Below are 19,633 nucleotides of genomic sequence, written 5' to 3'. Positions count from 1 at the left end.
GATTTAACACTTAAGACGCTTTTTTATTTAAATTAATTTTTTCTTAAGTTTTCTTTAAGTTTCACTCGTTAAATTTAAACCCTGAAATATAAACAGGTTTAAATGAGCGAGCTTATGCAATTAGCCCACAGTTCTACATCATTAGGTTTAACACAAAATAACAGTCAGTTTATTAGTGCTCGTATTGATGATGTGCATCGAAAAAATCTCGAAAATACAGTAAAAGAAGGTTTTTTAGTTGCGTATAACGCTAAGCTTACTTCGTTTATGCCACTACTTTGCCAATACGTTACCGAGCAAGGAAAATGCACCTTAGGGCTAAGGCAAGCAACTTCGCCATTGTTTATCGAGCAATATTTAGCATCACCCGTTGAAGATTTTTTAGATGAGAGTATTTCTCGTAATAAAATTTTTGAACTTGGTAATCTTTGCTCTACAAATCGAAGGGCAACACTTGCACATTTTATTATTGTTAACGAAGCTCTGCAAAGTGTGGGCGCAAAACATTTAGTGTTTTGTGCAACCAGTAAAGTGCGTGCTTTATTGCGCTTACTTGGTGTTATGTGTACTGAAATTGCACTTGCTAGCAGTTTTGTAGTTGAGAACCCATTAAAGTGGGGCAGCTATTACGCCAACCAACCAACAGTATGCATTGTGAGCCTAGAGCAAGCTCACCAACAAGTACTAAATACCCCAATGCTTTATAGTTTGATGCAGCAAAACCACTCAAATATCAATTCTTTGGTAAATGCATTGGTGAATGTATGAATTACTATAATACACATTCAGTATCGCCATTAATTATTGCGCATAATAAAGAGCAAACACTTGAAATTAACAGTGATGAGTTTAACCAGCAAATACAAAAAGTAGTAAAAATTCTACAAAGCTTTAACGGCAAATGTGTCGCTTATAAGCTCGATAATACGCCAGCTTGGCTTGTTATTGATGCCGCTACTGCGGTTTCTAATAAAGTGGCTGTGCCAATTGCTCACTTTTTTAGTGAACAACAAACTCAATATGTACTAGCTCAATGTGGCGCTAATGTATTTATGAGCGACACGGCAAACCCTTTACTTGGGGAGCCGGCTGCATCAATTACTTTATTTGAGTGTTACACATTATATATTTACGAAATCGTTGTAGCTAACCCCGGCAGTTATTTTCCAGAAACTCAAAAAGTAACATTTACATCAGGATCAACCGGGCAACCAAAGGGCGTGTGTTTATCTGCAAAGAGCCAAATGCAGGTAGCTCAATCTTTGTGCGATAAAATTAATATTAAAAAGCCTGTTCATTTGTGTTTATTACCACTTGCTGTATTGCTTGAAAATATAGCCGGTGTTTATGCCCCTTTAAAAAGTGGCGGTACAGTGCATTTAATGCCGTTAAATGAATTAGGCTTTGTTGGTACTGCATTAAAACAGCCCGCACAGCTTATTGCTGCGATTGATAAAGTTAAGCCAAATACGCTTATTTTAGTGCCTGAACTATTAGCATGCTTAGTTGCTTTTGCTGAACAAGGGTGGCAACCGCCTAGTTCGTTACAGTTTATTGCCGTAGGTGGTGCGCTTGTCAGCGAAATGCTATTAACCAAAGCGCGTAGCTTAAATTTACCAGTATACCAAGGTTATGGACTTTCTGAGGCGGCATCTGTCGTTAGTTTAAATACGTCCACAAACGATAACCTTCACAGTGCAGGCTCTGTGTTACCTCATATTCAAACCAAAATTGAAAATGACCAGCTTTTTATAAAAGGCGATTTGTTTTTAGGTTACTTAAACCATCAACCTCACAATAAAAACCAGTGGTATGCAACCGGCGACTTGGTCGAGCAGCATCAAAATACTTTATTTATTAAAGGCCGATTAAAAAACCTAATTATTACCAGCATGGGTCGTAACATCAGTGCCGAGTGGCCTGAATCACTATTACTCAGTCAAAGCGGTATTTTACAAGCCGTTGTGTTTGGTGAGGGGCGACCTTTTCTCAGTGCCATTATTTACGCCGATACAAAGCTAAGTAACCCAGTGTTAGCGCAGTACATTAGCGAGATTAATAAACAACTACCCGACTATGCTCGAATTCAAAAGTGGCATCGTTTAGCTGCCCCATTAAGTGTGCAACAAGGATTATTAACAACAAATAATCGCCCAAAACGAGATGCCATAAGTAAGCAGTACCATGCTGTGTTTGAGCAATTTTACCGACTTGGAGAAGTAATTAATGAGTGATTTTTTTAACACCCTTAAAGAGCAAACTAAACAAGAGCAAAACTATCTGCTTGCAGCGCCTATTATTCAGCGTGTTTTTAAAGGCGAAGCATCACTTGAAGAATACGCCTCGTTTTTAGCGCAAGCGTATCACCATGTTAAGCACACCGTGCCATTAATGATGTCGGTTGGTGCGCGATTAACCGACGATCAAGAATGGCTGCGCGAAGCCGTCGCAGAATATATTGAAGAAGAGATTGGTCATCAAGAGTGGGTACTTAATGACATTGCAGCATGTGGTTTTGACAAAGAAACAGTAAGGTGTAGTCAGCCGCAATTTGCTACCGAAATGATGGTGTCGTATGCGTACGACTCCATTGCACGTAAAAATCCGTTGAGCTTTTTTGGCATGGTGCATGTGCTTGAAGGCACTTCTATAGCGCTTGCTGATGGCGCGGCTTCAAACATTGCAAATGCTGTGGGCTTACCTAAAAAAGCATTTAGTTATTTAACCTCTCACGGCGCGCTTGATATAGAGCATGTAAAGTTTTTTGAAAACCTAATGAACCAAATAACAAATGAGGCGGATCAACAAGCCATAATTCATGGTGCAAAGCGCTTTTATCGTTTATACGGCGATATATTTCGTGGACTCGATGACGAACCATTTTTTAAAGCAAGTGTACAAGGCAAATTGGTATGAGTAGTTCTTTGTGTGTGCTCACTGGTGCAACAGGCGGAATAGGGCAAGCGATTGCTAAAGCCCTATATGCAAAAGGGTGGAAGTTACTGCTTGTAGGGCGAAATACCCAAGCCCTTGAAAAACTGAGCCGTGCATGCCCAGACAGTGAAATATTTACGGGCGATTTAACCGACGATACAATACGTATTAACCTAGCAATAAAAGCCAAGCAACTCGGCGGCGTTAAATTACTTATTAATAACGCAGGTATAAATACAATGCAAAGCCTTGAGCACACAAGTAATGAGCAAATAGATAATATGCTCATTACTAATTTGTCGGTGCCTATTAAATTATGCCAGCTATTTTTAGGGCAGTTAGCGTATACCAAAGGCACTATTGTTAACGTGGGATCATCGTTTGGCAGTATTGGCTACCCGTTTCAAACGCTTTATTGCGCCAGTAAATTCGGTTTACGTGGCTTTACAGAAGCGCTCTCTCGTGAGCTTAACGGCTCAGGCATTAAAGTGACCTATTTAGCACCAAGAGCAACAGATACATCTATTAATAGCAGTAAAGCGCGGGCAATGAATAAAGAGCTCGGCAATAAAATGGACTCGCCAGAATTAGTTGCTCAAGAGTTATTAGCTCTTATAAGTTCAAACCAAACAAGGCGCTTTATTGGTTTCCCTGAAAAATTATTTGCACGCATAAATGGCGTATTCCCAAGCGTTGTTGATAACGCTATTGCAAAGCAACTTCCTAAAATTAAACGTTTTTTAAGTTAACAAACACACAAGGGCAAAATTATGTATAAATTTACACTCACATTTTATTTAATACTAACCTCTGTATTTGCAACTGCAGTACACGCAGATGAAGCGCAAGACTTAACCGATATTCAACAAAAGTGGGCAATTGCTAATTACGAACTTGAAGACGATGCGCAAATAGACGCGTTTACGCAACTAAGTGAGCAAAGCGCATTATTTGTTAAAAACTATCCAAGCTCAGCGCAAACACATATTTGGAATGGCATTGTGTTAGCTAGTTTTGCTGGCGCAAAAGGGGGCTTGGGCGCACTTGGTTTAGCAAAAGAAGCAAAAGCGTCACTCGAAAATGCACTCTCGATTGATGGCACTGCATTAAATGGATCAGCTTACGCAAGCCTTGCAACGCTTTATAGCAAAGTACCTGGCTGGCCAATTGGTTTTGGTGATGACGACAAAGCTGAAAAATTATTTAAACAAGCGCTCGCTTTTAATCTCGAAGGCATTGATACTAATTACTTATACGGTGAATATTTGTATGACGAAGGCGATTATAAACAAGCTAAAGCACGACTACTTGTAGCACAAGCTGCTGGGATTCGTGATACTCGGGCAAAAGCAGATAAATATCGTCAACAAGCAATAAGTCAGCTATTGGCAAAAGTAGATAAAAAATTAAAAAGATAAACACATAATGCATTTATTACTCGTTGAGGACGATCATTTAGTGGCGCAAGGGCTTATTCGCTCTTTGCGCCAAGAGGGCTACAGCGTAGAGCACAGTGGCACAGTAAAGCACGCCTTAGAGTGCCTTTCTAGTGGTGAGATTGAGCTTGTTATTCTCGATTTAGGATTGCCTGATGGCGACGGTTCGCAAGTTTTAAAGTATATTAAAGCACAAAAAAAAGTAATACCGGTGGTTATTTTAACTGCTCGCGGCAGTATTGACGACAAAGTCCAAGGGCTCGATATGGGGGCAGATGATTACCTTGCAAAGCCGTTTGACCCCGCTGAGCTATTTGCCCGTTTACGTGTAGCAAGTCGGCGTATTAACCAAACACAATCAAGCTTATTACGCTGTGGTGATGTAGTAATGGATACTTCTGCTCATACAGTTAAACTAAGTGGGCAGTCACTTACACTACCGCGAAAAGAATACATGCTTTTAAAAGCGCTAATGGAAAATCAGGGAAGGGTACAGTCAAAACAACAACTCGAAAACAAACTTTACCAATGGGGTGAAGAAGTCGGCTCTAATGCCATAGAGGTGCATATTCATCATCTTCGTAAAAAATTCCCTAGTGATTTTATTAAAACCTTACGTGGCATTGGCTACGTGGTTGGTAAGCGTTAGAGTGTATTTGTTTTTCGAGGTTGAAAATGTCAATTCGTAAACGTCTGACCTTAATTTTACTTTCAATGATGGTGCTAACTTGCTTTTTAGCATTAGTAAAAGGCTATCAAAAAAGTATGCACCACGGCGAAAGTTTGCTTGATGATGAACTTAAAATAGTGGCTGGCGTTTTAATTGAGCAACCATTGGCACTAAGCACAGATGCAGTACAAGTAAATAATAATAGCGCTCAGTTGTTGTATCAAATTTGGCAAAATAATAATTTACTTAGTGGCTCATCGAGTTTAACGAATAACCAAATTAGTTTTAGCGAGGGCTTTCAAACGGCCAATCTAGCAGGGCAGCGTATGCGGGTATTTGTGATGAGTAAAAACACCCGTAAAGTCATCGTTGCTGAACCTATGGCAAAGCGTTTTGAATTAGCTGAAGCCGTTATTTTATCTGCAATGTTACCTATGCTATGGGCAGTCCCTCTGCTTGCTATTTTTATTAGCTTTTTTGTTAAATACGCATTAGCCCCTCTTACTCGATTATCTAAGCAGTTGGCGTCTCGCCAAGCGAACGACTTTACGCCAATTAACTGGCAAGTAACCGACGAGGAAATTAAACCGGTTATTAATCGTTTAAACGACTTATTTAAACGCGTAGAAACTGCCTACTTACGGGAGCGCTTTTTTGCCTCAGATGCAGCTCACGAATTACGTACCCCGCTTAGTAGTTTAAAAATTAATGTACATAATTTGGCTAATAAACAAAGTAATCTGCAAGACCATCAAGAATTACAAGCTATGTCGCAGGGCATTAATCGCTTAAGTAATATTGTTGAGCAAATGCTAATTTTAGGACGCACTCAGCCTGAACAATGGCAAAAGCAGTTTAGTGAACAGTCATTGCTAACGATTACTCAGCAAGTCGTATCGGAGCAATATGACAAAATAGATGAAAAAAACCAAACAATTAGTCTTGAAGGCGATGATTTTATTATTAATGGTGATGAGTTTACATTAACCACACTCATCGCTAATTTACTTAGCAACGCCATAAAGTACACACCTAATAATGGTCAAATTATAATTAAATTAGTATCAAGTAATAACGGCTTTAGTTGGCAAATTGATGATTCTGGTGCGGGTATGACTGATGAGCAAAAAGAGCGAATATTCAATCGCTTTTATCGCGTAGGTGGCGATCAGCATCCATCAGGCGAGCAAGGTGCCGGTTTAGGTATGGCGATTGTTCAACATATAATTGCTATTTATGGCGCAAGTATTCATTTAGCGAATAGCCCTTTAGGCGGACTAACCGTTAAGGTTACTTTTACAGGAGTAAAAAGTGACTAAACGTTTATTTAATTGGTGCCTTTGTTGTTTGCTATTTTTGTCGTTTAACGCGGCGAGTAAAGAGTACCTTATTATTTTAAAAGATCATTTGTTTTATCCCTCGCAAATTACCATTCCCGCGAATAAAAAAGTAAAACTATTGATAGAAAACCAAGATAGCACACCAGAAGAGTTTGATAGCTTTGATCTAAACAGAGAAAAAGTACTCTACCCAAACCGTAAAAGCATTATTTATATAGGGCCGCTTAGTAAAGGGTATTACGAATTTTTTGGTGAGTTTTCGCCCAATACAGCAAGGGGCGTTGTTATAGTTAGCGATGAAGGGGCGCAGCATGCTAATAACTAGTTTAGTCATGAGTCTTAATCAATTGCTACCTGTGGCTATTTTATTAGTGCTACTACAAGTGGTTAAAAAACAAAGCGCTTTAAAAATAGGATCTGCTTTACTAATTGGCGCGCTCATGTCGTTTATGTACATGCAAAGTGCATCATGGGTGAGCCAGTGGTTTGAACACCAAGGGCTAGAGTACTCACAAATAGGGCTATGTATTACTATATTTATAGCCGTATTAGTATTTGCAATAAAGCAACAATCAGCGGCTTTTTATATTGCTGTTATAAGCACAATAACATTGTATTTAAGCCACTATATTATTTACCTCACCAGCTTTTGGCAAAGTAATGATGCAGGGCAAAGCTTATTTATTGGCACTTTATTAGGTGTTGGAATTTGTTTAAGTTTTAGCGTATTGCTGTACTTTTTAATGAATGCAATTAAGTACCGCTTTGGTATGTATCCGCTTTTTACTTTGCTTGCTTTTAACAGCGCGGCTAAGTTATTAGTTGCACTGGATTTGGCAAGTCAAATAGATTTAATTACAAACACCTCAACAGTGTGGGATTTACGTAATTTGTTAAGCGAAAACTCTGAGCTAGGCCGCGTACTGCGTGCTCTGGTTGGTTACGAGGCCACTCCTGATTTAATGAGTGTACTTATATATAGTACAAGCAGCGTACTATTTTTATTACTTTGTTACGTTATTTCAGCTTCAATAACTAAGGAACGTGTATGAAAGCACTTAACCTATATTTAGCGCTTAGTTTTACCGCTCTTTGTTTGTTGGTATTCTCAATCCAAGCAAAGGCCGATGGTATTGTTGTTGATAAGGTATACCATCCCTATGTTTTGCCTTTTGAGCGTGAGTTTGAGTGGCGATTAGTGTCGCACCAAACAGATAGTGGCAACATACTAGCGCAGCGTTTGGGTGGCGGTGGTGCTATTAACGATACAATGGCACTCGAAGGCTATTTAGTTGGTGAGCGAGACGACAACGGCGACTTTGGATTAGAAGCTTATGAGCTTGAGCTACGTTGGCAATTAATTGAGCAAGGTAAATTATGGGTTGATTGGGGGGCATTATTTGAGCTTGAAAAAAAACATAATGAAGATGTGTATGAGGCAACTTCGGGTTTTGTGATCGAAAAAGAATTTGGAAAAACGAGCCTTACACTAAACGCTTTTTTGGTTTATGAGTGGGGGCAAGACATTAAAAATGAATGGGAAAGCGAGTTTAGAGCACAATATCGCTATCGCTATCGTTCTGCTTTTCAGCCTTCTATAGAGGTTTACGTAGGTGAAGACTTTGTTGGTATAGGACCTGGTTTTATAGGTTTACAGCGCTTTGATGGGCAAAAGCAATTAAAATGGGAAGCGGGTTTCATCACTGAGATAAGCCAATCAGAAAAAAACCATAGTTTTAGGCTCGCATTAGAATTTGAATTTTAATAACAACTAAAAGTAGTTTTGGTTGTTTATTATTCTGATTATAGATAGGTACTTGACATATTATTTAAACTCTATATAGTGGGCCGCAGCTAGAAAGAAAGCATGTAAGCTATAAATCTCCATTTCGATATAAGTAATACTTGTAGTACCGTCCTGAAGTTTTTAAAGTACCATCTCATTTTTTGCTACACCCGCTCTTATGAGCATATTTTTATTTTTATTTCAGGATATTACAATGTCTAACATCGTATCAGGTACAGTTAAGTGGTTTAACGAGTCTAAAGGTTTTGGTTTCATCGAGCAAGAAAATGGCCCAGACGTTTTCGCACATTTCTCAGCAATCAAAAGCGAAGGTTTCAAAACTTTAGCTGAAGGCCAACGTGTAGAGTTTACTCTTTCACAAGGTCAAAAAGGTCCACAAGCTGATAACATCACAGCTGTATAATTTTACTTTTTAAGTAAAATGAAAAAAAGCGCTTAAGGCGCTTTTTTTGTGTCTGAAATTTGACTCAAACCAAGCAACGCCCATTACCACTGTAAATTAACTAAATGATATTGCTATTATTTAGCCCCTCCTAATATTCGTTTTTCTATTCTTCTAAGCCATTGTGCTAATGCAAGTGAGTTTAAGCTTGTAATTTATACCGAACATTTCTCCCTTATAATTTCAAAACAACAAATTCAAAACGACAAAGACCAGCTTGTTAGTAGTACTCTCGATATTGTAAAAGATATTTTCACAGCTATTGATATAACCTGCGAGTTTAAATTGCTTCCTTGGAAGCGTGCTTATAACTTAGTTTAAAAGCCCCTTACTTTGGCATTGTTTCAATAATTAAAAACATCGAACGTGACCCACCAATTTTATTGGGCTGGGCCGCTAGGCGCGAGTCAAACTTTTTTTTATAAGCTCAAAGCTGATAAGTAAGTTATAACAATTCCATTAAGTATGCGGTCTAAATTTTACGCCGAAAAAACAATTCAGCTCTAGGCGTATATAAAATTGGTTTTAAAGCGGGCGAAAACTTACTAATATTTGGAGGCGAAAACAATATATAGATTTGTTTTTAAAAAGAAAAATAGATCTAATTTTGGGCTCATAATGACAATAATGCATCAGCTGGAACCTTTGACTATAAAGTGGGGAAGGTTCTGAAAGGCTGTAAAAATTATATCTTAGTGCGCTTGCTAGCAATTGCATCGCATTTAATAAGTCAGTAGTTGTACGTGTCATAAAGCGATTTAACAAAGAATATAAAAAGTTAAAAATGAAAGATGATTTTGCCGCCTATAAGCATACTTATCTTCAATGATTTATCTTTCGTAAGGCAGCCCTTTATTTTGCTTTATTTTTAAAAATGCAGCTTGCAGTGCTTCTATTAAATGCATATCTGTTTTTTTATTCGCAGCTAAATAAGCATCAATTGTTAGCTCATCTATTTTATAGATAAACCTTAAGTGTGCTGGTTTGAGCTTTAGGTAGTCGCTCATCTGCTGCATATATAATGGATCGTCTACAATTAAATCTACTTTTTTAGCTAATAGTAAAGAGTATGATTTTTGAATATCAGAGGTTAAAACAACTTCAAATCCAAGTTTAGTGAGGGTTTGTGTTGAAAAGTCATTGCGTTGCATCGCAATTTTATACACTTTTGCTTGTTCAGTATTATTTATAATAAGATCATTTCGCTCTGATAGGCCGATAAAGCCCAGCTCAAATCGTCCAACTGGTCCAATCCAATAAAATTTATTTTCTCGCTCTACAGTGCGTGCAAGGCTGTATATAAAGGTGTTTTTTAACTCATCTGCAATTTTATAAGCACGTGCCCAAGGATACATTTGAATGTTAGGTGTGAGATCAGCCTCAGCAAAAATATCTCTAATAAACTGAGTACCTTCACCTGCTACCTCGCCATTAATCAATACTTGGTTTGGTGGTGCTAACTCTGTAACAACAAGCAGGGCTTCCTTTGCTTGAACATACACAGAGCAAATTAAAAAAAGAGAATAAAGAATATATTTCACAATAGCGAATCGTCATTCGGTTAGCTTAAGTAATAATAAGTGTGGCTGAAAATATGAAAAACACAAAAATTATTTATGTGAACTTGTTACTAAGATATTGGTTTATTTGAGTTATGTATAACTATAAAGGGGGCTAGATAGATAAGTGGTTCGAGGTTAGAAGTAGTTGAGGCTAAAAATTAAGGCCTAAAACGATAAAAGGGCCTTGCGGCCCTTGGTGAAGTATCGTTCAAGTCAGATAGAGCTTTAACCCCTTAAAGCGCTATCCTCTTGTTTTGCAACACCGGTGTTCATCTCAATAAGTTTCTAAGCTAGCGAGAGGAAAAACCCAGCAATTGCTGCGCTCATAAGGTTAGCCATAGATCCTGCTAACACTGCTCTGAGCCCTAAGCGTGCGATATCCTTCCGCCGACTAGGCGCCATACCGCCTAACCCACCTAGTAAAATGGCTATCGATGATAAGTTAGCAAAGCCACATAGAGCAAAAGTAACAATTGCTTGTGTGTGCGCGCTTAACGTATCGCGATAATTTATAAAGTCTAAGTAAGCAACAAACTCGTTTACTACTATCTTTTGACCAATAAAGCTGCCGGCTATAATTGCTTCATCCCACGGTACACCGAGTAACCATGCAACAGGAGCAAATAAATAGCCTAATATTTCTTGAAGCGTTAATGTTGGGTAATCAAACCACCCGCCAATACCACCTAATAAACCGTTTAGTAATGCAATTAGCGCTACAAAAGCAAGTAACATTGCACCTACATTAAGTGCTAAATGCATACCGTTTGCTGCACCTGATGCAGCTGCATCAATTACATTTACAGGCTTATCTTCGTCATCTAAATCTAAATCAGCTAAGTTATCTTTAGGCGTTTCAGTTTCTGGCACAATCATCTTGGCCATTAAAAAACCACCTGGAGCAGCCATAAAGCTCGCTGCTATTAAATACTTAAGATCTACGCCAATAATAACGTAACCGGCCATTACAGAGCCTGCCACAGTGGCTAAGCCACCTACCATTACTGCGAACAATTCCGATTTAGTCATTGTTGCTATAAATGGCTTAACTATCAGCGGTGCTTCAGTTTGGCCAACAAAAATATTTGCCGTCGCTGAAAGCGATTCTGTGCGAGAGGTTTTCAATAACTTTTGTAAACCGCCACCTAAAATCCTAATTATCCAATCCATAATGCCAAGGTGATACAACACAGCAACAAGTGCTGAGAAAAACACGATAACGGGCAAAACTTGAATCGCAAAAATAAAACCTAATGTGTCTTGTGAGGCAAGTGGGCCAAACAAAAAACCAATACCGTCGTTTGCATAACCAATAACCGACGATACGGCTGCTGACATGCTCGTTAACACATTTTTTCCTGCTTCAAAAAACAGGACAAAACCGCCAATAACCACTTGCATCGCAAATGCTATACCAACGGTTCTTAGATTAATTGCCTTGCGATTAGTTGATGCCGCAAAGGCAATGCTTAGTAGCACACACATGCCTACTAAGCTCATAAATGTTGTCATACAAATGTTTCCCGTTGTTATTCTTGTAGTAAATATTTTATCTTACTTTTTATTATATCAATCGCAACGCGGTTCATGCCGCCTCGAGTCACAACTAAATCTGCGTTATGCTTAGAAGGCTCAATAAATTGATAAAACATCGGTCTAACAGTTGCTTGATACTGCTCAACAACAGATTGTAATGTTCTGCCTCGTTGCTCCATATCACGTTGCATACGACGCATTAAGCAAATATCTAAAGGCGTATCTATAAACACCTTAATATCAAATTCTTTATTAAGCGCTTTGTCACTCAATAATAAAATACCTTCAACAATGAGTATTTTAGCAGCAGGCACTCGGCGAGTTTTCTCGCTACGTGTATGCTGTGCATAATCATACGTTGGTACTTCAACTGAATTTCCACTACGAAGCTGTGTTAAATGCTCAAGCATTAACGCATGTTCAAATGCATCAGGATGGTCGTAATTCGTTTGCGTACGATGCGCCATCGGTAAATGCGACTGATCCTTGTAGTAAGCATCTTCTTCAATAATGGCGATAGCGCCTGGTTCAAGCTCATTAACCAATTCATTGTATATAGTTTGGCTAAAAAGAGATTTGCCCGACGCAGACGCGCCTGCAATAGCTATAATAGTAGTTCGTGTCACTAAAGTTCTCACCCACACAGAAGGATATATTGTTGGTAGATCACAATAGCAAAAAAGACACGATTAATCTCTTTTGCTTCGCTTAAGAATGCAAATTTATAATGTTTAGGTTTTATGAAACAGGACTTTTGTCCTGTACGGAAAAATCGATCAGCGGATAGAGTAACCACCTAGAATCAAAGTGAGGTCAAAATGGCAAGAGCAATTATCTTAATGGCAGATAGCCTAGGAATCGGTGCAGCACCAGATGCAGATAAATTCGGCGATCTTGGGGCTAATACATTCGCTCACTTACTAAAAGCATATTACGACGAAACAGGCGCTGCATTATCGCTTCCTAACCTATCAAAACTTGGGTTAGTGGATGCATGTGAAGCTGCCGGTGGAGAACCGTGTTTAATTTCAGACCGCCAAGCTTCTCAAGGAGCATGGGGTTACGCTAAAGAATTATCTAGCGGAAAAGACACGCCATCAGGTCATTGGGAAATGGCAGGAGTACCTGTGTTATTTGATTGGGGATATTTCCCAAAAACACAGCCAAGTTTCCCACAAGAATTTATAGACGAGTTTATAGCTCGTACTGGTATTCCTGGCATTTTAGGCAACTGCCATGCATCGGGAACAACCATTTTAGAACAGCTAGGTGAAGAGCACGTAAAAACAGGTAAACCAATCTGTTACACCTCAGCTGATAGCGTGTTTCAAATAGCCGCGCATGAAGAGTCATTCGGCCTAGAGAAGCTTTATCAAGTTTGCGAAATCGCACGGGCGCTACTTGATGAAATGAATATAGGACGAGTGATTGCGCGGCCATTTTTGGGTTCAAATAGCCAAGACTTTGCTCGAACGGGTAATCGTCGCGACTATTCAGTGCTTCCGCCAGCACCAACATTGCTAGATGTGTTAGCAAAAGCCGGCGGCGAAGTAATTAGTATTGGTAAAATTTCAGATATTTACGCGCACCAGGGCATAACCCAAAAGCATAAAGCACCTGGGCTTATGAACTTGCTAGAAAAAACCAGCGAAGTAATGAAAAGCGCACCAGAACATAGCTTAATCTTTACTAACCTAGTTGATTTTGATGAAAAATTTGGTCATCGCCGTAACCCAGTAGGTTATGCAAAAGCATTAAAAGAATTTGATGACTATTTACCAACTATACTAAAACAGTTAAACGCAGATGATATATTAATGATCACTGCAGATCACGGTTGTGACCCAACCTTTCCAGGTTCTGAGCACACTCGCGAATACGTACCGGTTATTGCATATAAACCAGGTATGAGTAACACACCACTAGGTGAACGCAACAGCTTTGCAGATATCGGTCAAACACTGGCACAGTGGTTTAACTTATCTGCGCTTGATTACGGCGACAGCTTTTTAAATGAGCTAACAACGCCAAATAAAAAGGAAAACAATTAATGAGTACTCCGCATATCAGTGCAAACGTTGGTGATTTCGCCGAAACAGTATTAATGCCAGGCGATCCGCTACGTGCGCAATATATTGCTGAAAACTTTTTAGATGATGCAGTACAAGTTACAGGTGTTCGTAACATGTACGGTTTCACTGGTACTTACAAAGGTAAGCCAGTAAGCATCATGGGTTCAGGCATGGGCATTCCATCAATGTCTATTTATGCACGTGAGCTAATTGTAAGCTTTGGCGTTAAAAATATTATACGTATTGGTACGTGTGGCGGTATTGGCACAGATATCAAAATCCGTGACGTAATTTTTGCACAAGGTGCAAGCACAGATTCAAACGTAAACCGTGCACGTGTTCGTGGCTACGATTTTGCTGCTATTGCTAACTTTGACTTACTTTTAAACGGTGTAAACGCCGCTAAAGAGCTAGGAATAGAAGCAAAAGTAGGTAACGTATTTACAACCGACACTTTCTACCAAGCAGACGACTCGTTCTATAAAGACTTAGACAAGTTAGGCATGCTAGCAGTGGATATGGAAACTGCCGGTTTATATGGCGTTGCAGCTGAATACGGCGCAAATGCAATGGCATTATTTACAGTAAGTGACCACGTAATCACCGGTGAAGCAACACCTGCTGATGAGCGTCAAAGCACGTTTAACGAAATGGTTAAAATTGCATTAGAGTCAATAGCTTAAATAATACATAACAGTTCCTTGGTAACGTATTCACTAAGTTTTGGAGACACGCCCAAAGTGAAGTGAGACTAACCTCCAAAGCCGCATTTTATGCGGCTTTTTTTATGCCTGAAGAAAATGGGTAGCAGCTTCTAATTACTTATACCAATTCGCTTAATTAAGTGATCTATTTTGAGGATGGAAAAACGTGTTGATAGCTAGGCAAAAAATTCGCTATTTAGTTGTTCTAAATGAGAATTTTTTTACGCAGGTAGCGACACGTTTAGCCCCTAAAAATGATTAAGTATTATTGCGGGTTGGTATTAATTCAACCATCCTAAAAACTTCGTTTTTAAACGCCTGTAAGCAGCGCGTCTACAGGTAAATTAAACTGCTGAGTGTAAGTTTCTCAGGTAGGCACTAAGCTTGCTCGCGCGAGAAGCACTTAAGCTAACTACTCTAAAAGCGCAGCATCTCTAAACCTATTTGTGTATAACAGCCCTAAAAAACAATATGCACGCAGAGAAGAAAAGGAGGAGCAAATGAGAAGAGCAAAACCAATGCTGACTCGGCATTATAAAAGTACAAGCGTTGCTTTAAAAGCTTGTAACCTGCGCGAATAGCTGTGTTTATACCAAGTTTAGAGTATGACTTGTTGCTCATGTTAGAAGCACAGTTTCTGATTGTTTTTATTATTTTAACTTCTAAGCTCTTCTCTAAAAGCGCAGCGTCTCTAAACCTCTTTGTGAAGTAATCACTTTTGATCTTAGCTCTACGCTAGAGCTGAGTTTGTAGAGCGCAGTTAAGCTTCTAATTACACAACAAACTTTACCTTTAAAAACATAAAAAAGGGCCAAAGCCCTTTTTTATGGTGTTGCGCCTAATCATACAGGCGAAATTCTGAGTGCTTAAACAACTTCACCAGCCACTATCGTATTAAAGCTGTCGTTGTCATGCAGGCTTGCAAAAGCGCTCTCATGTAATAATTCATTACGTAAGTTTGGAGAGTATTCAAGTGCCATTTTAATATCGGCTAATGCATCAGCATGCTTATGTGTTAATGCATAAGCACAGGCTCGTTGCCAATAGGCATAACCGTAATCGCTGTCTATATCAATAGCTTGATTACACAGCTCAATGGCTTGTGCTGTTTCATTTATTTCTAGTAGTGCATCGGCTTTATAAGCAATGGCTTCCACATCTTCTGGTTTGCGATTGAGTATTTCATCAAAAATTTCAATTTTGTTCGCAAAATCACTTTCTAGGTTTGCGCGCATCCACAACGAATGAACTTCGTTAGTCACCGATATGCGCTCTTGGTTGCTGAGTATTTCTTCTGAGCGAACGCGTAGTTTTTCTTCAAGAATTTTTAATCGGTCTTCATACTCGTCTGTAATTACACTCACACGCGTATTTACAATATCTTCTACTTTGTTTTTAACATCGCGCAACGAGTTCCAACCCACTAAAACTAAAATCGACGCCGTAGCGGTAATTATAAAAAACACATTATTAATGGTATCTGTAGTGTACGTTAATGCGCGATCGGCAGTATCAAGCTGCGCATGAGTAACCTGCTTAGTTACATCTTCACGAAGCTTTTGCTGATCTTGCCTAACTGCTTTTAGCTCATCTAATATGTAGCGCTCCATTAGCGGCTTATACATAGGCTCTTTGAGTTGTTGAAGAGCTTGTTGCTCTTGTTGTGCTGTAGGTGAAGCTGGTTGCTTTTCAGCAGAGCTCACTATGCCTGAAAACAAAGTTAAATAAACAAAAAGTACAGATAGGTAATAACGCATTGGTACGCCTAATTAAATTAATTACTGTAATAACTTTAACATGCAGGGCTTAATGGCACTAGGGCGTGTTGTTCTTTGTGGATTAAAATTGACCTAATTTAGATAGGAGCAATAGTTGTAAAATTTATTTAGCCTAGTGAGCTTAGCAATAATAGGGTACAGCGTGAGCATATTACCCATGCTCAGGTAATTTGAGTAAAAATAGGCAAAAAAAACCAGCTCAAGGTGAGCTGGCAAAAACTGCTTAAAACAACAATATGTCGTAGGGATTCACAGGAGAACAACTTCATACTAACTGAATCTTTATGAACAAATACTTAATTCAATTCAACTAGTTAAAAATATAAGAATACTCAAAGTATTCGGTTTATAAAGTAAAGGTGCATTGGGCTTAAGTAATGCACCTTTATCATTATAACTATCTAACTACAATTTCATGGTGAAGGGGGGTATTCCAATGTGCGCTTTAGTAAATTAAAGCCACTTTCAAACCCTTCATATACCATTACGCCGAAATTTTTCAATTCGATCACAGGTCTAGTAAAAAGATTAAGGTTAATTCACCGATTTTTAAATTTTTATTTTGCGTAATGCTTTATATGCGCGCCATCTGACTTTTTTACTATTATTTTAAACGCGACTTTAAGCCTATTGTTAAATACATCATTAACGTAAGGGCAATCAAAAATATAAATTAGAGCAATCGTTTTAAATAGTATGTTGAGGCTGGCGTAGCATAATTTATACGCCTATATTAAGGATACGTAAGCACTTAGGTAGGCACGCTGAGTAAAAAGTAAGCCTATTAAATAAAAATAACCGTTACTTTTTAAAAAGTTATAAACACATAAGCAATAATACTGATTGATTAAGTATTTTACTTTTCTATTTTAAGGATTTCACAATGAGCAAGCCAACAGCGGGTAAATGCCCTGTTATGCACGGTAGTAATTCAGTTGTTTCTAAAGTAAACACCGATTGGTGGCCAAACACACTCAACTTAGACATTCTTCATCAACACGATACTAAATCAAATCCATACGGCACTAATTTTAACTACGCAGAAGAATTTAAATCTCTAGATTTAGACGAAGTAAAAGCCGACTTAAAAACCTTTATGACCGACAGCCAAGATTGGTGGCCTGCCGATTGGGGCCATTACGGTGGTTTAATGATTCGTATGGCATGGCACTCAGCGGGTACGTACCGTTTATCTGATGGTCGTGGTGGCGCAAGTACCGGTAATCAACGTTTCTCGCCTTTAAATTCATGGCCAGATAACGCAAGCTTAGATAAAGCACGCAGACTTTTATGGCCACTTAAGAAAAAATACGGTAACAAACTTTCATGGGCCGATTTATTTATTCTTGCTGGTAATATGGCATACGAATCAATGGGTCTTAAAATTTATGGTTTTGCGGGCGGCCGTGAAGACATTTGGCATCCAGAAAAAGATATTTACTGGGGTGCAGAAAAAGAATGGTTAGCACCAAGTGATGAACGCTACGACAATGTAGAAAAACCAGACACCATGGAAAACCCATTAGCCGCAGTACAAATGGGCCTAATTTACGTTAACCCTGAAGGTGTTAATGGTATACCAGATCCACAAAAAACGGCAGATCACGTACGTGAAACATTTGCTCGCATGGCGATGGACGATGAAGAAACCGCAGCGCTAACAGTGGGCGGCCATACAGTAGGTAAAACTCACGGTAATGGTAAAGCAGAGCACTTAGGTCCAGAGCCAGAAGCAGCAGACGTACACGAGCAAGGTTTAGGTTGGAACAGCACCAAAGAAGGCGGCTTTGGTCGTCATACTGTAACTTCTGGCCTTGAAGGTGCATGGACCACACACCCAACTACATGGGATAACGGATACTGCCACTTACTTTTAAATTACGAATGGGAACTTACTAAAAGCCCAGCTGGCGCTCATCAGTGGGAGCCTGTAAATATTAAAGAAGAAGACAAACCAGTAGACGTAGAAGACCCATCAATTCGTTTAAACCCAATGATGACCGATGCCGATATGGCCATGAAAGTGGACCCTGCGTACCGTAAAATTATTGAGCGTTTTTATAACGACTTTGAATACTTCTCTGATGTATTTGCACGCGCATGGTTTAAGCTAACTCACCGCGATTTAGGTCCTAAAGCATGTTACTTAGGTAAAGATGTACCAAGTGAAGACCTAATTTGGCAAGATCCTATTCCTGCAGTTGATTACACATTATCAGACGATGAAATCACAAGCTTAAAAGCACAACTACTTGATTGCGGTGTAAGCGCGAGTGATTTAATAAATACAGCGTGGGATAGTGCGCGTACGTATCGTGGTTCTGATAAACGCGGTGGCGCAAATGGCGCACGTATTCGTCTAGCACCACAAAAAGATTGGCAAGGTAATGAGCCAGAGCGCTTAGCAAGTGTGCTTAGTGCCCTTGAAAAAGTACAAGCGGGTTTATCTAAACCAGTAAGCATGGCCGATTTAATCGTTTTAGGTGGTACAGCGGCTGTTGAACAAGCGGCAAAACAAGCCGGTGTTGATGTAACAGTACCATTTGCACCAGGACGAGGAGACGCAACAGACGAAATGACTGATGCAGAATCGTTCGATCCGCTTGAGCCTGTTCATGATGGATTTAGAAACTACCTTAAAAATGACTTTAGCGTATCCTCAGAAGAGCTATTGTTAGAGCGCAGCCAATTAATGGGCTTAACAGCACCAGAAATGACTGCACTTATGGGCGGCATGCGTGTACTAGGCACAAACTACGCAGGCACTAAACATGGTGTATTTACCGATAATGTAGGCACGCTATCTACCGACTTTTTTGTAAACCTAACCGACATGGCTAACAACTGGAAGCCACTAGAGCCAGGTATATATAATATTGTTGAACGCAAAACAGGCACCATTAAATGGACTGCCACACGCGTAGATTTAGTGTTTGGTTCAAACTCTATTTTACGTGCCCTAAGTGAATTTTATGCACAAGACGATAATAAAGAACGTTTTGTACATGACTTTGTAAATGCATGGGTAAAAGTAATGAACGCAGACAGGTTCGATCTTAAATAATCTGTACGCTAAATAAAAACGGGGGAGTATTGAATACTCCCCCGTTTTTTGTTTGCCCAGCGAAGCTGGCAAACCCGATAGGCTGAAAGATGCCTTATCACCCTGACTAAGGGGAAGATAATCTGAATGGCAAGGGCGTCACTGGCCAACGGTGGGGTCTGAAGGAAGCCATAAGAAGTTAGAGGTACACAACTAACCGTAACCTGTTTCGGCAGTATTGGTGGGTCAGCGTGCAAAATAGCGCAACGCCCTATACTTAGTCAGACCAATACTGTGCTTGAGGGTGGG

General features: G+C 39.4%; 18 protein-coding genes. 14 read left to right on the top strand and 4 right to left on the bottom strand.

Going from position 1 to position 19,633, the window contains the following annotated elements; translation table 11 throughout:
- Positions 1-114: 114 nt before the first annotated feature.
- The 11 genes from QL998_RS15115 to QL998_RS15065 all read left to right on the top strand — a co-directional run bounded on the left by QL998_RS15115 (position 115) and on the right by QL998_RS15065 (position 8,590).
- Positions 115-768, top strand: coding sequence for a thermostable hemolysin (locus QL998_RS15115; RefSeq protein WP_290192992.1), 654 nt, complete (start codon positions 115-117; stop codon positions 766-768).
- Positions 765-2,234, top strand: a complete 1,470-nt coding sequence (locus QL998_RS15110) for an AMP-binding protein (protein WP_290192982.1) — start codon at positions 765-767, stop codon at positions 2,232-2,234. The genes QL998_RS15115 and QL998_RS15110 overlap by 4 nt, the downstream gene beginning before the upstream one ends.
- On the top strand, positions 2,227-2,916 hold the full coding sequence (locus tag QL998_RS15105) for an iron-containing redox enzyme family protein (protein WP_290192981.1): 690 nt from the start codon (positions 2,227-2,229) through the stop codon (positions 2,914-2,916). Before QL998_RS15110 ends, QL998_RS15105 begins: the two co-directional genes overlap by 8 nt.
- Positions 2,913-3,683 (top strand): SDR family oxidoreductase, encoded by a 771-nt coding sequence (locus QL998_RS15100; RefSeq protein WP_290192980.1) that lies wholly within the window; start codon positions 2,913-2,915, stop codon positions 3,681-3,683. The genes QL998_RS15105 and QL998_RS15100 overlap by 4 nt, the downstream gene beginning before the upstream one ends.
- A 21-nt stretch (positions 3,684-3,704) precedes the next feature.
- On the top strand, positions 3,705-4,352 hold the full coding sequence (locus QL998_RS15095) for a hypothetical protein (RefSeq protein WP_002959134.1): 648 nt from the start codon (positions 3,705-3,707) through the stop codon (positions 4,350-4,352).
- Between the two features lie 7 nt (positions 4,353-4,359).
- A complete protein-coding gene (locus QL998_RS15090) occupies positions 4,360-5,019 on the top strand; it encodes a response regulator transcription factor (RefSeq protein ID WP_002959133.1) in 660 nt (219 codons plus the stop codon).
- Positions 5,020-5,045: 26 nt separating this feature from the next.
- Positions 5,046-6,359: an ATP-binding protein gene (locus tag QL998_RS15085; protein WP_290192979.1), complete on the top strand. Its 1,314-nt coding sequence runs from the start codon at positions 5,046-5,048 to the stop codon at positions 6,357-6,359.
- A complete protein-coding gene (locus QL998_RS15080; RefSeq protein ID WP_290192978.1) occupies positions 6,352-6,705 on the top strand; it encodes a cupredoxin domain-containing protein in 354 nt (117 codons plus the stop codon). Before QL998_RS15085 ends, QL998_RS15080 begins: the two co-directional genes overlap by 8 nt.
- A complete protein-coding gene (locus QL998_RS15075; protein WP_290192977.1) occupies positions 6,692-7,432 on the top strand; it encodes an iron transporter in 741 nt (246 codons plus the stop codon). Before QL998_RS15080 ends, QL998_RS15075 begins: the two co-directional genes overlap by 14 nt.
- The gene (locus QL998_RS15070) at positions 7,429-8,145 is read left to right on the top strand and encodes a hypothetical protein (protein ID WP_290192976.1); all 717 of its coding nucleotides are present in this window, start codon (positions 7,429-7,431) and stop codon (positions 8,143-8,145) included. Before QL998_RS15075 ends, QL998_RS15070 begins: the two co-directional genes overlap by 4 nt.
- Before the next feature lie 235 nt (positions 8,146-8,380).
- A complete protein-coding gene (locus QL998_RS15065; RefSeq protein WP_002959120.1) occupies positions 8,381-8,590 on the top strand; it encodes a cold-shock protein in 210 nt (69 codons plus the stop codon).
- A gap of 869 nt (positions 8,591-9,459) precedes the next feature.
- Here QL998_RS15065 and QL998_RS15060 read toward each other — a convergent pair.
- From QL998_RS15060 to udk, 3 genes are all read right to left on the bottom strand, one after another.
- Positions 9,460-10,170 carry a transporter substrate-binding domain-containing protein gene (locus QL998_RS15060; RefSeq protein ID WP_290192975.1) on the bottom strand — a complete coding sequence of 237 codons (711 nt, stop codon included), beginning with the start codon at positions 10,168-10,170 and terminating at the stop codon, positions 9,460-9,462.
- A 306-nt stretch (positions 10,171-10,476) separates the two neighbouring features.
- Complete coding sequence (locus tag QL998_RS15055; RefSeq protein ID WP_290192974.1) at positions 10,477-11,703, bottom strand: NupC/NupG family nucleoside CNT transporter; 1,227 nt, start codon at positions 11,701-11,703, stop codon at positions 10,477-10,479.
- A gap of 17 nt (positions 11,704-11,720) precedes the next feature.
- Entirely contained in the window at positions 11,721-12,353 is a 633-nt protein-coding gene (udk, locus tag QL998_RS15050; protein WP_024596281.1) for a uridine kinase, read from the bottom strand.
- A gap of 192 nt (positions 12,354-12,545) precedes the next feature.
- On the opposite strand from udk, the gene QL998_RS15045 reads away from it, so the two are divergent.
- Both QL998_RS15045 and deoD read left to right on the top strand, forming a co-directional pair.
- Positions 12,546-13,778: a phosphopentomutase gene (locus QL998_RS15045; protein WP_182195752.1), complete on the top strand. Its 1,233-nt coding sequence runs from the start codon at positions 12,546-12,548 to the stop codon at positions 13,776-13,778.
- Positions 13,778-14,482: a purine-nucleoside phosphorylase gene (gene deoD, locus QL998_RS15040; protein WP_024596283.1), complete on the top strand. Its 705-nt coding sequence runs from the start codon at positions 13,778-13,780 to the stop codon at positions 14,480-14,482. Before QL998_RS15045 ends, deoD begins: the two co-directional genes overlap by 1 nt.
- Positions 14,483-15,369: 887 nt before the next feature.
- Here deoD and QL998_RS15035 read toward each other — a convergent pair.
- On the bottom strand, positions 15,370-16,260 hold the full coding sequence (locus QL998_RS15035) for a tetratricopeptide repeat protein (RefSeq protein ID WP_290192973.1): 891 nt from the start codon (positions 16,258-16,260) through the stop codon (positions 15,370-15,372).
- 904 nt (positions 16,261-17,164) lie between these two features.
- Between QL998_RS15035 and katG the strand changes: the two genes are divergently transcribed.
- Positions 17,165-19,345 (top strand): catalase/peroxidase HPI, encoded by a 2,181-nt coding sequence (gene katG, locus QL998_RS15030; protein WP_290192972.1) that lies wholly within the window; start codon positions 17,165-17,167, stop codon positions 19,343-19,345.
- Positions 19,346-19,633 lie beyond the last annotated feature (288 nt).

The sequence above is a fragment of the Pseudoalteromonas sp. APC 3691 genome, from assembly GCF_030408135.1.
GTDB lineage: Bacteria > Pseudomonadota > Gammaproteobacteria > Enterobacterales > Alteromonadaceae > Pseudoalteromonas.
Note: the sequence above shows the minus strand (reverse complement) of the source record. Positions and strands in the feature narration are given on the sequence as shown.

Coding starts and splice junctions, on each gene's coding strand:
- QL998_RS15110 (WP_290192982.1), top strand. CDS start 765: ATGAATTACTATAATACACATTCAGTATCGCCATTAATTATTGCGCAT.
- QL998_RS15055 (WP_290192974.1), bottom strand. CDS start 11,703: ATGACAACATTTATGAGCTTAGTAGGCATGTGTGTGCTACTAAGCATT.
- QL998_RS15095 (WP_002959134.1), top strand. CDS start 3,705: ATGTATAAATTTACACTCACATTTTATTTAATACTAACCTCTGTATTT.
- katG (WP_290192972.1), top strand. CDS start 17,165: ATGAGCAAGCCAACAGCGGGTAAATGCCCTGTTATGCACGGTAGTAAT.
- QL998_RS15075 (WP_290192977.1), top strand. CDS start 6,692: ATGCTAATAACTAGTTTAGTCATGAGTCTTAATCAATTGCTACCTGTG.
- QL998_RS15035 (WP_290192973.1), bottom strand. CDS start 16,260: ATGCGTTATTACCTATCTGTACTTTTTGTTTATTTAACTTTGTTTTCA.
- QL998_RS15100 (WP_290192980.1), top strand. CDS start 2,913: ATGAGTAGTTCTTTGTGTGTGCTCACTGGTGCAACAGGCGGAATAGGG.
- QL998_RS15070 (WP_290192976.1), top strand. CDS start 7,429: ATGAAAGCACTTAACCTATATTTAGCGCTTAGTTTTACCGCTCTTTGT.
- deoD (WP_024596283.1), top strand. CDS start 13,778: ATGAGTACTCCGCATATCAGTGCAAACGTTGGTGATTTCGCCGAAACA.
- QL998_RS15115 (WP_290192992.1), top strand. CDS start 115: ATGCAATTAGCCCACAGTTCTACATCATTAGGTTTAACACAAAATAAC.
- QL998_RS15065 (WP_002959120.1), top strand. CDS start 8,381: ATGTCTAACATCGTATCAGGTACAGTTAAGTGGTTTAACGAGTCTAAA.
- QL998_RS15045 (WP_182195752.1), top strand. CDS start 12,546: ATGGCAAGAGCAATTATCTTAATGGCAGATAGCCTAGGAATCGGTGCA.
- QL998_RS15085 (WP_290192979.1), top strand. CDS start 5,046: ATGTCAATTCGTAAACGTCTGACCTTAATTTTACTTTCAATGATGGTG.
- QL998_RS15090 (WP_002959133.1), top strand. CDS start 4,360: ATGCATTTATTACTCGTTGAGGACGATCATTTAGTGGCGCAAGGGCTT.
- QL998_RS15105 (WP_290192981.1), top strand. CDS start 2,227: ATGAGTGATTTTTTTAACACCCTTAAAGAGCAAACTAAACAAGAGCAA.